This is a genomic window from Arthrobacter sp. UKPF54-2, from assembly GCF_007858535.1.
Taxonomy (GTDB): domain Bacteria; phylum Actinomycetota; class Actinomycetes; order Actinomycetales; family Micrococcaceae; genus Arthrobacter.
The window spans coordinates 625,283-637,976 of sequence record NZ_CP040174.1 but is presented as its reverse complement, the minus strand read 5'-3'; the positions used below and the strand labels follow the sequence as shown (position 1 = coordinate 637,976).

The window sequence follows — 12,694 nt, the reverse complement described above, 5'->3', positions numbered from 1 at the left end:
ACAAAGGAGGGGCACCCGGTGTGGGTGCCCCTCCTTTGTGCGTGCCGCCGCGCCGAGTGCGGCGCGGCGGGTTAGCGGCTGCTGGTCGGCGACGGCGTCGCCGTTGCCGGAGCCGACGTCGTGGCCGACGGCGTCGGCGTGGCGGTTCCGGAGGCCGTGCTGGAGTTGGTGGGCTCGGCGGTCGGCAGGTACTTCTTGTAATCGGAGATCGCGGCGTCCAGGACCGGCATCTTGAACTTGGCGTCCGAGTTGGTGCCGTCCTCTCGGATGGTCACCTCCACCAGGGAACCGGGCTTGCCGCCGGAGGTGCTGAGGATTGCGGCGTCGGTGCTGTCGTTGAGCAGGACGTAAGAGTTCTTCTTGACCGGCACCTCAGTCTGGGATCCGCTGGCGCCGTTGATGGTCAGCTTCACATCGTTGGACGAGGTGTTGTACACGGCACCGATCACGCGGCCGGGCTTGGACTCCCCGTCGGAGATGATCATCATGTTGCGGAGCTGCAGCGGGCCCAGGTCGGTCCGGGTCCCGTCCGACGCAGAGTACTGCTCCGTGGTCTGCTGGGCGTTGATGTAGCCACAGCCGGTCAGGGACAGCAGGCCAATGCCAAAGGCAGCCGTGGCCATCGCCAGCTTGCCGCGCCGGGACCGGGTCATCGCAGTGAAACGCACGTCACGTACTCCTTGAGAGTCTTGAAACATTATTCAGGCATAGCCTATCCGCAATGGCGCTCAAACGCGGATTCGGTGACCGTCCGCCGTCGTACCCGGCGGCCCTTGGCAGAGGGTGCCCAATGCACTATTATCCGCGTTCGTCAAGGGGTTTTAAGGGCCGATTCGGGCCGTTTTCCGCGGATTCATGCGGTTTCCGAGCACGATCCATGGCAGTTGTATGCCTTAATCGTGATAAACTGGTCTGCGGGAAAGGGGAATGTCCACATGGTTTTTGAGGTCGGCGAGACAGTAGTTTACCCTCACCACGGTGCAGCCAAAATTGAAGAAATCAAGATGCGCACTGTCAAGGGCGAAGAGAAGATGTATCTCAAGCTCAAGGTGGCTCAGGGTGATCTGACCATTGAAGTTCCAGCAGAAAACGTTGACCTTGTTGGGGTCAGGGACGTAGTGGGCAAGGAAGGTCTGGAGCACGTATTCGACGTGCTGCGGGCCGAGTTCACTGAAGAGCCCACCAACTGGTCGCGTCGTTACAAGGCAAACCTGGAGAAGCTTGCTTCCGGTGACGTCATCAAGGTGGCAGAGGTCGTTCGCGACCTGTGGCGCCGGGACCACGACCGGGGTCTCTCCGCAGGGGAGAAGCGCATGCTGGCCAAGGCCCGCCAGATTCTGATCTCAGAACTGGCACTGGCTGAGAAGACTGATGAAGAGAAGGCCGCAAGCGTTCTCGACGAAGTCCTGGCTTCCTAACTAAGAATCGAACCCCGGTGGCGTCACAGCCGCCGGGGCTTCTTTTTGCCCAAAATCAGGCCCAACTCCGAGCTGCCCGGGCCCGTGCGCGGCGTCGGGACGTAGTCTTGTCCGCATGAACACTGCATCGAGCGCCGACGTCACCGCGGTCATAGTCGTCGCCGCGGGATCCGGCCAGCGTCTGGGCTACGGCATGCCCAAAGCCAAGGTGCCCCTCGGCGGCGACAGCATCCTCACCCACGCCCTGCGCGGTGTGGCCGCGGCGGGCATCGCCGACCAGATCTGCGTGGCCATCCCCCCGGGGGACCAGGAACTCCGGGCCCAGTGCGGGGCGTTCGAGGCCGAACTGCACGCCGAGCACCGCCGCACCGCCGTTTCGGGGGACGGTGTGCAGCTGCCGGCCGTCACCGTCGTCGACGGCGGATCCAGCCGCGCCGAGTCCGTGCGGGCCGCGCTCGCCGCCCTCGCACCGGGGACGCAGTCCGTCCTCGTCCACGACGCCGCCCGGGCGCTCACGCCCGAAGCAGTCTTCCACCGGGTGGCCGAAGCCCTGGCCGCCGGCGCGGTGGCGGTGATCCCCGTGGTGCCCGTTGTGGACACCATCAAGACAGTGGATCCCACCTTCGGCGTCGACGCCGACATCGCCCCCGAGCTCGTCACCGGCACCGCGCCCCGGGAAATGCTGCGCGCCGTCCAGACCCCGCAGGGCTTCGACCTTGCCACCCTGCGCCGGGCCCACGAGGCCACGGCTGAGTTCGACAACGCCCGGGAGGCCGCCGTCACCGACGACGCCATGCTGGTGGAGCAGCTCGGCGTCCCGGTGTACGCGGTGCGCGGCGCCAGCCAGTCGCTGAAGATCACCACGCCGCTGGACCTCATCCTCGCGGAGGGGCTCCTCGAGGGCCCGCTCGGCGCGCGCTGGGTGGAGGGCTAAGTGGACGGGAACTTCCAGCGCCGGATGCCGATCCCGCGGACCGGGATCGGCATCGACGTCCACGCCTACGCCCCCGAGGACGCACCCCAGCCGCTCTGGCTCGGCGGCCTGCACTGGGACGGTGAGCGGGGCCTCGCCGGGCACTCCGACGGCGACCCGGTGGCCCACGCCGCCGCCGACGCGCTCTTCTCCGCGAGCGGGCTGGGGGACCTGGGGACGCACTTCGGCACCGACCGGCCCGAATACGCCGGCGCCTCGGGCGTGACATTGCTGGCCGAAGCGGCCCGGATCGTCCGCGCCGCGGGCTTCGAGATCGGCAACATTGCCGTGCAGTTCGTCGCGAACCGGCCGAAGTTCGGTCCGCGCCGGGAGGAATCCCAGCGGGTCCTCAGCGAGGCCGCGGGCGCGCCCGTGAGTGTCTCGGCCACCACCAGCGACGGCCTCGGGTTCACCGGCCGCGGCGAAGGCATCGCGGCCACGGCCACCGCCTTGGTGTATCCGGTCGACTGAGCCGAACCGGGCGAACTGGCCTACGCTTAAGGGACACCCCCCGCCGGAAACGTCAGGAAACCTCCCGTGAAAAGGCTGCTGCCCGCCGTCGTCCTTCTTGCCGGAATGCTGCTGTCCGGGTGCGCCGGCTCGGCTGCGCCGTCGGCCACGCCCCGGATGAGTGTTGAGGAAAGCTGCAAGTTCCTCAACACCGATACCTTCGTGCCCAAAGGAAGCGACAAGGAGAAGGCAGGCCAGATCGGCCAGCACTATCAGGAAGTCGCGGACAAGGTGGCGCCGGAGGTTTCCGAACCGATCCAGAAGATGGCCGACATCATGAAGCAGGTGGCCGCCAGCCCCACCGGGATCCAGACCTCCGAGCAGCTGACACAGCTCAGGCAGCAGATGGACAAGATCGGCCAGCACTGCAAATAGCCGGCCGCGCCTGCGCCTCAAGGGCATCGGCTAATCTGGAGCGGTGACCCTGCGCTTTTACGACACCGCCTCCGCCGAAGTCCGCGACTTTGTCCCCCTGGTTCCAGGAAATGTGAGCCTGTACTACTGCGGCGCCACGGTGCAGGGCATGCCGCACGTCGGGCACATCCGCTCCGCCATCGCCTTCGACCAGCTCACCCGCTGGCTGCAGTACCGGGACTACCGGGTGACTGTGGTCCGCAACGTAACGGACATCGACGACAAAATCCTGGCCAAGTCCGCCGAGTCGTTCGCCGCCGACTTCGCCGACGAGCCCGGGACGGTCCGGGACGAGGAGTGGTGGGCCCTGGCCTACCGCTACGAGCAGGAGTTCCTCAAGGCCTACGACACCCTGGGCGTCTCCCGGCCCACGTATGAGCCGCGCGCCACCGGCCACATCCCGGAAATGCACGCCCTGATCGCGCAGCTGATTGAGCGGGGCCACGCCTACCCGGCCCTGGACGGCTCCGGCGACGTGTACTTCGACGTGCGCTCCTGGTCCAAGTACGGTTCCCTCACCCGCCAGAACATCGATGACATGCAGGGTGCGGCGGATGCCGACCCGCGCGGCAAAAAGGACCCCCGCGACTTCGCCCTCTGGAAGGGACACAAGGACGGGGAACCGACGACGGCGAGCTGGGCCTCGCCGTGGGGCGCCGGCCGGCCGGGCTGGCACCTGGAGTGCTCCGCGATGGTCACCAAGTACCTCGGCACCGAATTCGACATCCACGGCGGCGGCCTGGACCTGCGCTTCCCGCACCACGAGAACGAGATGGCCCAGTCCCAGGCGGCCGGCCACGGCTTCGCGAACTTCTGGATGCACAACGGCATGGTCACCTACGCGGGCGAGAAGATGTCCAAGTCCATCGGCAACACCATCAGCCCGGCCGAAATGCTCGAGCTGGCCCCGCCACGCGTGGTCCGCTACTACCTCGGCCAGGCCCACTACCGCTCGGTCCTGGACTACCAGCCCACCTCGCTGCAGGAGGCTACGGCCGCGGTGGAGCGGATCGAGGGCTTTATCAGCCGCGCCGCCCGCGCCCTGGCCGCCGACGCCGACGGCGGTCCTGACACCGCCAGTGCCGCCGCCGGTGACGCCGTCGTTCGCGGCGGCGTCCCGGACGCCTTCGCGGCCGCGATGGATGACGACCTCAACGTGCCCCAGGCCCTCGCCGTTCTGCACGACACGGTCCGTGCCGGCAACACCGCACTCACCGCCGGGGACCTCGACGGCGCCCGGCAGGCGCTGGCCGGCGTCACGGACATGATGCGTGTCCTTGGTCTCAACGACACCGCCGCTCCGGCCGTGGACGAGCAGGCCAGCGCCGCCCTCGGCGTCCTGGTCGAGGCCCAGCTCGCCGCCCGCGCCAAGGCCCGTGCCGGTAAGGACTGGGCGGCGTCGGACGCCATCCGGGACACGCTCGCGGCCGCCGGCGTCGTCGTCGAGGACGGCGCGGACGGCGCCAGCTGGAGCCTGAAGCGCGGCTGAACCCCTGGGCGCCGCCGGCCTGATGCGGGCCGGCGGCGCCCCCCGCGGTCGAAGATTTAACTCGAGTCAGTAGACTGGAGTTCAGACTTATCAACGATTCGCGTAGTTAAAAGGGTGAAACTCATGGCCAATAACGGTCGCCGCTCGGTCAAAATGAAGAAGGGTCCCACCGTCGGGACCGGCGGCCACGGCCGTAAGGCCCTTGAGGGCAAGGGCCCCACCCCCAAGGCGGAGGACCGTCCCTACCACAAGGCCCACAAGAACAAGCAGCTCGCGGAGCGCTCCGCGGCCAAGCGCGGGACGGGTGCCCGCAGCGCAGGGGCAGGCGCCCGCTCCGGCCCCAAGGGCCGTGCCACCGAGGAAGTCGTCACCGGCCGCAACTCCGTGGTGGAGGCCCTCCGCGCCGGCATCCCCGCCAAGGCGCTGCACGTCGCCATCCGCATCGAAATGGATGACCGCGTCAAGGAATCGCTCAAGCTCGCGGCCGAACGTGGCATCCCGCTGCTCGAGACCGGCAAGCCCGAACTGGACCGGATGACCGACGACGCCATCCATCAGGGCCTCGTGCTGCAGATCCCGCCGTACGAGTACCAGGACGCGTACGAACTGGCTGAGGAGACTATCGAGGGCTGGAAGAAGGGCCACATTGCCAACGCGCCGCTCTTCGTCGCCCTCGACGGCATCACCGATCCGCGCAACCTCGGCGCGATCATCCGGTCGGTCTCCGCGTTCAGCGGCCACGGCGTGGTTGTGCCCGAACGCCGCTCCGTCGGCGTCACCGCCTCGGCCTGGAAGACCAGCGCCGGGGCCGCCGTGCGCGTCCCCGTGGCCCGCGCCGCCAACCTGAACAGCACGCTCAAGGCCTTCAAGAACATGGGCATCTTCGTGCTGGGCCTGGACGGAGACGGCGACGTCTCGCTGCCCGATCTCGCCCTGGCCACGGAACCGGTCTGCATCGTCGTCGGGTCCGAGGGCAAGGGCCTAAGCCGCCTGGTCCGCGAAAACTGCGACCAGATCGTCTCCATCCCGATCGATTCCGCGATGGAATCGCTCAACGCCTCGATGGCCGTCGGCATCTCCCTCTACGAGATCTCGCGCCAGCGCGCCGCCAAGTAAAGGGCGCGGTGGTCGGTTTCCGCCGCAACCGGATTTTTGCCGTCGCTTAGACACCTCCCGGCGCTTCCTTCGGCCGCGGGCGGCCTCTCTCCGCTCTGGTCGGCGATGCGCTCCTTGCAAAACTCCCTTTCCGGCGATGAGCCACTCTCACCTTTGACAAAGACCCAGGGCTAAAACTTGTGGCGGTTGGCGAGGACCGGGAGTTTGCTTCGGGCGTCGTCGACGACGGCCGGGTCCAGGTCGGCGAAGAGCAGGCCGGGGGCGCCGTCGAGCTCCTGGAGCACCTCGCCGAAGGGGGAGAGGACGGCGGAGTGGCCGACACCGGTGGGGGCGGACCCCTTGGCCTCAAGGCCAACGCTGGCCGGATCGCCTTGGCCGCAGGCCAGGACAAAAGTCGTGGCGTCCACGGCCCGGGCCCGGGACAGCAGCTTCCACTGCTCCACCTTGCCCGGCCCCGCACCCCAGGAAGCGCACACGATGTTGACCTGGGCGCCGCGGTCAGCGTTCTCGGTGAACAGGTCCGGGAACCGGACGTCGTAGCAGGTGGCCAGGCCGAAGGTGAGGCCCCCGGCGTCGAACGTGACCGGCTGGTTTCCCGCCTCTACGGTGTCCGACTCGGTAAAGCCAAAGGCGTCGAAGAGGTGGATCTTGTTGTAGCTGGTGTCCACGCCGGGCCCGGTGGCCAGCAGGGTGTTGCGGACCTTGCGGACGCCCGTCCCGTCCGACGCCGGGGTAAACATACCGGCTACGATCACGATGCCGAGTTCGGCCGCCATGGCCCGGACCCGCGAGGCCCACGGCCCGTCCAGGGGTTCCGCGATGTCCAGCAGCGAGTTGCCGAACGCGCGCATCGTCGCCTCCGGGAAGACCACCACCTCGGCGCCGCCGTCCTTGGCCCGGCGGGCGTAGTCCCGCACCAGGTCCAGATTCCGGTCCGTGTCCCGGCCGGTGATGATTTGAGCAAGTGCAACCCGCACAGCTACCTCCAGTTCAGCGCTTAGTCCAAGTATGCGCGGCCGCTTCCGGCGCCGCGCAAGCCGCCTTCGACCAAACCCGACTCATTTGTCTTCCCCCGCTAAGCTTTAAGCGATGGTCAAGTCCTTTGTAGAGCCAGCTACCACCGTAGACGCCTCGCGGCCGTTTCCGCTCGGCGTCAGCGTCCCGCGCACGGGTTCCCCGGCGACGGACGACCCTCGGGGTGCCTTCGCAAATGTGGCCGTCTACGCCCCCGCCGTCGCCACCCTGGACATCGCCTACCAGGCGCCGGGCGGCAGCTGGCAGCTGAAAACGCTGCCCAACGTCACGGACGGGGTCCACCACGGCATCGTCGAAGGGCTGCCCGCAGGCTCGCGGTACGGACTGCGTGCCTCGCCGGAGGATGCCCTGCCGCTCCCCGTGCCGGCGATGGACTTCGACGACGACGGCGAGCAGCCCCTGCTGCTGGACCCGTACGGCCGCGGCGTGGACGAGCGTGGCAGCTTCATCACCAACGTCCGGATGTCCAGCGACTTCGACTGGGGCGTGGACTCCGCGCCGCGCACGCCCTGGCGCAACACCATCATCTACGAGGCCCATGTCCGCGGCCAGACCATGCTGCATCCGGACATCCCCGAACACCTCCAGGGCACCTACGCCGGGATGGCGCACCCGGCCACGGTCGAGCACCTCATCTCCCTCGGCGTCACGGCCGTGCAGCTGCTGCCGGTGCACTTCCACGTGGATGAGCTGCACCTGCAGAACCTGGGACTGACCAACTACTGGGGTTACAACACCGCTGCGTTCTTCGCCCCCCACCCCGGCTATGCCACCCAGGCGGCCCAGGACGCCGGCCCGCAGGCCGTGCAGGACGAGTTCAAAGGCATGGTCAAACTCCTGCATGCCGCCGGGCTCGAGGTGATCCTCGACGTCGTCTACAACCACACCGCGGAGGGCGGCGCGGACGGGCCCACCCTGAGCTTCCGCGGTCTCGGCGAGCTGGAGTACTACCGCCACGACGGCCAGGGAAAGTACGTGGACACCACCGGCTGCGGCAACTCGCTAAACTTCGGCGAGCCCAGGGTGGTGCAGCTGGTGCTGGATTCGCTGCGGTACTGGGTGAACGAGTTTCACATCGACGGGTTCCGTTTCGACCTGGCCGTCACGCTATGCCGCAATGCAGCCAACGAGTTCGACCCGCGGCACCCCTTCCTCGTCGCCATCGCCGCGGACCCGGTGCTGTCCGAGACCAAGCTCATCGCCGAACCCTGGGACGTCGGCTACGGCGGCTGGCAGACAGGCCGGTTCCCTCCGGGCTGGGTGGACTGGAACGACCATTTCCGCGACGCCGTCCGCACATTCTGGCTCGCCGACCGGGCCGCGATCGATGCCGGCGGGCAAGGCGGTTCCGTGGCGCGGCTTGCGGACGCGTTGTCCGGGTCCGCAGGCCTGTTTGCTGCCTCGGGGCGGAGCCGGCTGGCCTCGGTCAACCTCATCACCGCTCACGACGGGTTCACCCTGGCCGACCTGGTCTCCTACGACCGCAAGCACAACGAGGCGAACGGGGAGCAAAACCGCGACGGCCACGGCGACAACCGCAGCTACAACCACGGCTTCGAGGGCCGCACCGAAGACGAGGAAATCCTCGCCCGGCGCGCGCAGACCAGCCGGAACCTGATGGCCTCGCTGATGATCTCCCAGGGCGTGCCCATGATCACCGCCGGCGACGAAATCGGCCGCAGCCAGCAGGGGAACAACAACGCCTACTGCCAGGACAACCCGATGACCTGGATCGACTGGACCAGCACCCCGGAATCGCACTCCATGCTGCGCAGCACCAAACGCATCATCCGGCTGCGCAAGGAGTTCCTCGCCGGCCAGCCGCATGACTACCCGGCCCGCGACCAGCAGTCCTACTTCCACTGGTTCGACGTCCACGGCGAGCCGATGTCCGGGGACCGTTGGCAGGACCCGGGACACCGGGTGGTCCAGCTCCTGCTGGGCTCCGACGACGGCCGCGTGGACGGACTGGTGGTGGTCAACGGCGGCGCCGACGACGTCAAGGTCACCCTGCCGGTCATCCCCAACGACGACGGCGGCGGCAACCGCCTCTACGAGCTGCGCCTGACCACCTCCGAGCTGCACGACCGCCGCCAAGGCGTCCGCATCTCCTCCGGCGAGCGGGACATTGTCCAGGCCAACAGCATCAGCATCTACCGTGTCTAGCAACGTCCGGCGGCTGGCCGCCCTGCTCGCCGTGCTGCTGGGACTGGTGATGCTGGCCTTTGTGCTGGGAGGCCCGCCGCAGGCCGGGACCGCACCGACCGCCGCGCCCCCAAGCGCATCCTCCCCGGGTGCCACCGCATCTCGGCCGGCGGCCGGCCCGAGCGCATCCTCCCCGGGTGCCACCGCATCTCGGCCGGCCGCCGGCGTCGCCAATCCCTCCGGACTGCCGGAAATTAAGGCCTCGGAACTCCCGCCTGAGGCACGGCAGACCTTGGACCTGATCGCCAGGGGCGGCCCGTACCCGTATTCCCGGGACAATGTCACCTTCGGGAATTTCGAACGCATTCTCCCGCGAAAAGCCTCCGGGTATTACCGCGAATACACCGTACGGACTCCTGGGGAGTCGGACCGGGGTGCCCGCCGGATCGTGGTCGGGGAAGCTGGCGAAAAATATTACACCGCCGATCATTACGAATCATTCAAATTCATCGCCGAAGGCAAGTAGGGGCCCATGAAGATTTTCTCCGCCGACACCTGGACCCTCGACGAATTGCGGGCCCACGTGCACGACGCCGGCCGCCGCGCCCTGGTAATCCCTGCCGCGGATTCCAAGAAGGCGGTGCTGGAGACCTTCGGCGAGGCCCTGGACTTCCCTGAGCACTACGGCGTGAACCTCGACGCCCTCAACGATTCGCTCCACGACTTCGCCGACGCCGTCAGCGAGGACGGCCAGCCGCCGCTCACCTTCATCTGGCAGGTCCCCGCAGCCTTCCGCGCCGACCGGTCCTTCGGCATCATCTGCGAAATCCTGCAGGACGCCGAACGCTACGCCGGTAAAGACCTAGCCGTCATCACCGTCTGCCTCTAGGCGTTGACGATCAGCCCCAGCTCGGCCTTGGACGCGAGCCCCTCGTGCTTCGGCAGCACCCGGACGGTGTAGCCGAAGGATCCGGACCGGTCGATCACGAGGGTGCCGCTGAACAGGTACCGGCCCTTGCCAAGGTCCTCGACTGCTTGCAGTTCCGCCACAGTGACGTCGGCGAGTTCGTCGCTGTCCTCGGCGCGGCCGTAGGCCACCTCCACCGACACGTCCTGCGGCGGCACGGAATGAAGCGCCACGTAGGCGTTCACCTGCAGGTCGTCGCCGATCTGCGGGTCCTCGGAAACACCCACCGAATCCACGTGCTCCACCTGGATCTGGGGCCACGCGGCCCGGATCCGCGAGGACCAGGCCGCCAGGGCCTTCGCCTCGGCAAAGTTGTCTGCCGAGGCGTTCCGTCCGGCGATCGCGGCGGGCCGGTAGAGGATGTTGACGTAGTCCTGCAGCATCCGGTCCGCAGACACCGCCGGTCCCAGGTGCGTCATGGTGTGCTTGATCATCGAGACCCAGTGCGTCGGGACCTTCTGCGGCCCGGACTGCGAGGGGCCGGCGGCACCGGCGCCGTCGGAAACCGTGAGGCCGTAGAACTTCGGCGCTACCTGCGTTTCGAGCAGCTCGTACAGCGCCGCCGCCTCGATGTCGTCGCGTTCCTCCGGGGACGCGTCGTTGTTCGCCGTAGGGATCGCCCAGCCGTTCTCGCCGTCGTACATCTCGTCCCACCAGCCGTCCATCACGGAGAGGTTGAGCGAGCCGTTGATGGCGGCTTTCATGCCGGAGGTCCCGCACGCCTCGAGCGGGCGGAGCGGGTTGTTGAGCCAGACGTCGCAGCCCGGGAACAGGGTCCGGGCCATCGCAATGTCGTAGTTGGGCAGGAAGGCAATCCGGTGCCGGACCTCGGGGTCGTCGGTGAAACGGACCAGGTCCTGGATCATCTTCTTGCCGGCGTCGTCCGCCGGGTGCGACTTGCCCGCGATCACCAGCTGGATCGGGTGGGTCTTGTGCAGCAGCAGGGCCTTGAGCCGCTCCGGGTCGCGCAGCATCAGTGTCAGGCGCTTGTAGGTGGGCACGCGGCGGGCGAAGCCGATGGTCAGGATGTCGGGATCCAGCACCGAATCGGTCCAGGACAGCTCGGCGTCCGCCGCGCCGCGCTTCTTCCAGGCGGCCCGGAGCCGGCGGCGGACGTCCTCGACCAGAGACACCCGCATTTCGCGGCGGAGCGCCCACAGCGCCTCGTCGCTGACGTTGTAGGCCAGGTCCCAGCGGCCCTCCGTCTCGGCATCCGAGCCGAACTGCTCGCGGGCCAGCTGAGACACCCGGGGGTCAACCCAGGTGGGCACGTGGACACCGTTGGTGACCGAGGTGATAGGGACCTCCGCATGGTCGAAGCCCGGCCAGAGCGCGGAGAACATGCCGCGGGAGACAACGCCGTGCAGTTTCGCAACGCCGTTGGCGCGCTGGGCCAGCCGCAGCCCCATCACGGCCATGTTGAAGACAAACGGGTTGCCGTCGGCGAAGTCCTCCCGGCCCAGGTCCAGGATCTTGCCGAGCGGGACATCCGGGGCCAGCCCGGCGGTGAAGAAATGCTCGATCTGCGAGGTCTCGAAGCGGTCGATGCCGGCCGGGACCGGCGTGTGCGTGGTGAACACGGTGGAGGCGCGGCCCGCGGTCAGGGCTTCGTCCCAGCTCAGCGGGTTCTCCCCGGACATCAGTTCCTGGATGCGTTCGACGCCGAGGAAACCGGCATGGCCCTCGTTGGTGTGGAACACCTCCGGCGCGGGGGCGCCCGTCAGCCTCTGGTAGGCGCGCAGCGCCTTGACGCCGCCCATGCCCAGCAGGAGCTCCTGCTGCAGCCGGTGGTCGCCGCCGCCGCCGTAGAGGCGGTCGGTGATGCCGCGCGCCGCGTCGTCGTTGCCGGCCACATTGGAGTCGAGCAGCAGCAGCGGGACACGCCCGACGTCGGCCCGCCACACGTGCGCCAGCAGCCTGCGGCCGTGGGGGAGAGGGAGCGAAATCTGGACGGGCCGGCCGTTGCCGTCCGGGGAGGCCTCACGGAGCAGCGTCAGCGGCAGGCCGTCGGGGTCCAGAACGGGGTAAGTCTCCTGCTGCCAGGCGTCGCGGGAGAGCGACTGCTTGAAGTAGCCAGCCTGGTAGAGCAGACCGACGCCGATCAGCGGCACGCCGAGGTCCGAGGCCGCCTTCAGATGGTCCCCGGCCAGAATGCCGAGGCCGCCGGAGTACTGCGGCAGGACCTCGGTGATTCCGAACTCGGGTGAGAAGTACGCAATGCAGCGGGGCGCGTCCTCGCCCAGGCTCTGGTACCAGCGGGGCTGTTCCAGGTAATGGTCCAGGTCCGCGGCGGCCGCATGGACGCGGCGGACCACCTCCTGGTCCGCGGCGAGGCGCTGCAGTTCCTCCCGGCTGACCAGGCCCAGGAAGGTCACCGGATCGTGCGCGCTCTCGGCCCAAATTGCCGGGTTCAGCTGCTCGAAGAGATCCCTGGTGGGCAGGTGCCACGACCAGCGAAGGTTGGTGGCGAGCCGCGCCAAAGGCCGGATCGATTCGGGAAGAACGGTTCGGACGGTAAATCTGCGGATAGCCTTCACCAGCGAAACACTAACGGACAACTTAGGGCCCCGGAACAGGTTTGGGTTTCTTTCCGGTAAATGTCGGATTGCCTTCAGGATTCGCCCGAA

Annotated in this window: 12 protein-coding genes; 9 read left to right on the top strand and 3 right to left on the bottom strand. The window is 68.0% G+C overall.

What is annotated here, in order from left to right; all coding sequences use genetic code 11:
* Positions 1–71: 71 nt before the first annotated feature.
* The gene (locus tag E7Y32_RS02735; RefSeq protein ID WP_146338160.1) at positions 72–653 is read right to left on the bottom strand and encodes a hypothetical protein; all 582 of its coding nucleotides are present in this window, start codon (positions 651–653) and stop codon (positions 72–74) included.
* Positions 654–935: 282 nt separating this feature from the next.
* Between E7Y32_RS02735 and E7Y32_RS02730 the strand changes: the two genes are divergently transcribed.
* The 6 genes from E7Y32_RS02730 (at position 936) to rlmB (ending at position 5,920) form a co-directional block, all read left to right on the top strand.
* A complete protein-coding gene (locus tag E7Y32_RS02730; protein WP_026266570.1) occupies positions 936–1,418 on the top strand; it encodes a CarD family transcriptional regulator in 483 nt (160 codons plus the stop codon).
* 115 nt (positions 1,419–1,533) lie between these two features.
* Positions 1,534–2,352: a 2-C-methyl-D-erythritol 4-phosphate cytidylyltransferase gene (ispD, locus tag E7Y32_RS02725; RefSeq protein ID WP_146335775.1), complete on the top strand. Its 819-nt coding sequence runs from the start codon at positions 1,534–1,536 to the stop codon at positions 2,350–2,352.
* A gap of 24 nt (positions 2,353–2,376) precedes the next feature.
* Positions 2,377–2,862 carry a 2-C-methyl-D-erythritol 2,4-cyclodiphosphate synthase gene (ispF, locus tag E7Y32_RS02720; protein WP_146338158.1) on the top strand — a complete coding sequence of 162 codons (486 nt, stop codon included), beginning with the start codon at positions 2,377–2,379 and terminating at the stop codon, positions 2,860–2,862.
* A 66-nt stretch (positions 2,863–2,928) separates the two neighbouring features.
* A complete protein-coding gene (locus E7Y32_RS02715; RefSeq protein ID WP_146335774.1) occupies positions 2,929–3,276 on the top strand; it encodes a hypothetical protein in 348 nt (115 codons plus the stop codon).
* Positions 3,277–3,319: 43 nt separating this feature from the next.
* Positions 3,320–4,804: a cysteine--tRNA ligase gene (cysS, locus tag E7Y32_RS02710; protein ID WP_146335773.1), complete on the top strand. Its 1,485-nt coding sequence runs from the start codon at positions 3,320–3,322 to the stop codon at positions 4,802–4,804.
* Between the two features lie 123 nt (positions 4,805–4,927).
* Entirely contained in the window at positions 4,928–5,920 is a 993-nt protein-coding gene (gene rlmB, locus E7Y32_RS02705) for a 23S rRNA (guanosine(2251)-2'-O)-methyltransferase RlmB (protein ID WP_146335772.1), read from the top strand.
* A gap of 170 nt (positions 5,921–6,090) precedes the next feature.
* Here the strand turns inward: rlmB and E7Y32_RS02700 are convergent, their stop codons facing one another.
* A complete protein-coding gene (locus E7Y32_RS02700; RefSeq protein WP_146335771.1) occupies positions 6,091–6,897 on the bottom strand; it encodes a carbon-nitrogen hydrolase family protein in 807 nt (268 codons plus the stop codon).
* A 112-nt stretch (positions 6,898–7,009) separates the two neighbouring features.
* Here E7Y32_RS02700 and glgX point away from each other — a divergent pair, with 112 nt between their 5' ends.
* The 3 genes from glgX to E7Y32_RS02685 are packed head-to-tail and all read left to right on the top strand — an operon-like array spanning position 7,010 to position 9,989.
* Positions 7,010–9,121 (top strand): glycogen debranching protein GlgX, encoded by a 2,112-nt coding sequence (gene glgX / locus E7Y32_RS02695; RefSeq protein WP_146335770.1) that lies wholly within the window; start codon positions 7,010–7,012, stop codon positions 9,119–9,121.
* A gap of 49 nt (positions 9,122–9,170) precedes the next feature.
* On the top strand, positions 9,171–9,626 hold the full coding sequence (locus tag E7Y32_RS02690) for a ribonuclease domain-containing protein (RefSeq protein ID WP_146338156.1): 456 nt from the start codon (positions 9,171–9,173) through the stop codon (positions 9,624–9,626).
* Between the two features lie 6 nt (positions 9,627–9,632).
* Complete coding sequence (locus E7Y32_RS02685; protein WP_146335769.1) at positions 9,633–9,989, top strand: barstar family protein; 357 nt, start codon at positions 9,633–9,635, stop codon at positions 9,987–9,989.
* Here the strand turns inward: E7Y32_RS02685 and glgP are convergent.
* Positions 9,986–12,604 (bottom strand): alpha-glucan family phosphorylase, encoded by a 2,619-nt coding sequence (gene glgP, locus E7Y32_RS02680; RefSeq protein ID WP_186467030.1) that lies wholly within the window; start codon positions 12,602–12,604, stop codon positions 9,986–9,988. The genes E7Y32_RS02685 and glgP overlap by 4 nt on opposite strands.
* Positions 12,605–12,694: the final 90 nt, after the last annotated feature.

Bases quoted from the DNA above. Each gene is read 5' to 3' on its own strand.
- E7Y32_RS02735 (WP_146338160.1), bottom strand. From the start codon at position 653: ATGACCCGGTCCCGGCGCGGCAAGCTGGCGATGGCCACGGCTGCCTTT.
- E7Y32_RS02730 (WP_026266570.1), top strand. From the start codon at position 936: ATGGTTTTTGAGGTCGGCGAGACAGTAGTTTACCCTCACCACGGTGCA.
- ispD (WP_146335775.1), top strand. From the start codon at position 1,534: ATGAACACTGCATCGAGCGCCGACGTCACCGCGGTCATAGTCGTCGCC.
- ispF (WP_146338158.1), top strand. From the start codon at position 2,377: ATGCCGATCCCGCGGACCGGGATCGGCATCGACGTCCACGCCTACGCC.
- rlmB (WP_146335772.1), top strand. From the start codon at position 4,928: ATGGCCAATAACGGTCGCCGCTCGGTCAAAATGAAGAAGGGTCCCACC.
- glgX (WP_146335770.1), top strand. From the start codon at position 7,010: ATGGTCAAGTCCTTTGTAGAGCCAGCTACCACCGTAGACGCCTCGCGG.
- E7Y32_RS02690 (WP_146338156.1), top strand. From the start codon at position 9,171: ATGCTGGCCTTTGTGCTGGGAGGCCCGCCGCAGGCCGGGACCGCACCG.
- E7Y32_RS02685 (WP_146335769.1), top strand. From the start codon at position 9,633: ATGAAGATTTTCTCCGCCGACACCTGGACCCTCGACGAATTGCGGGCC.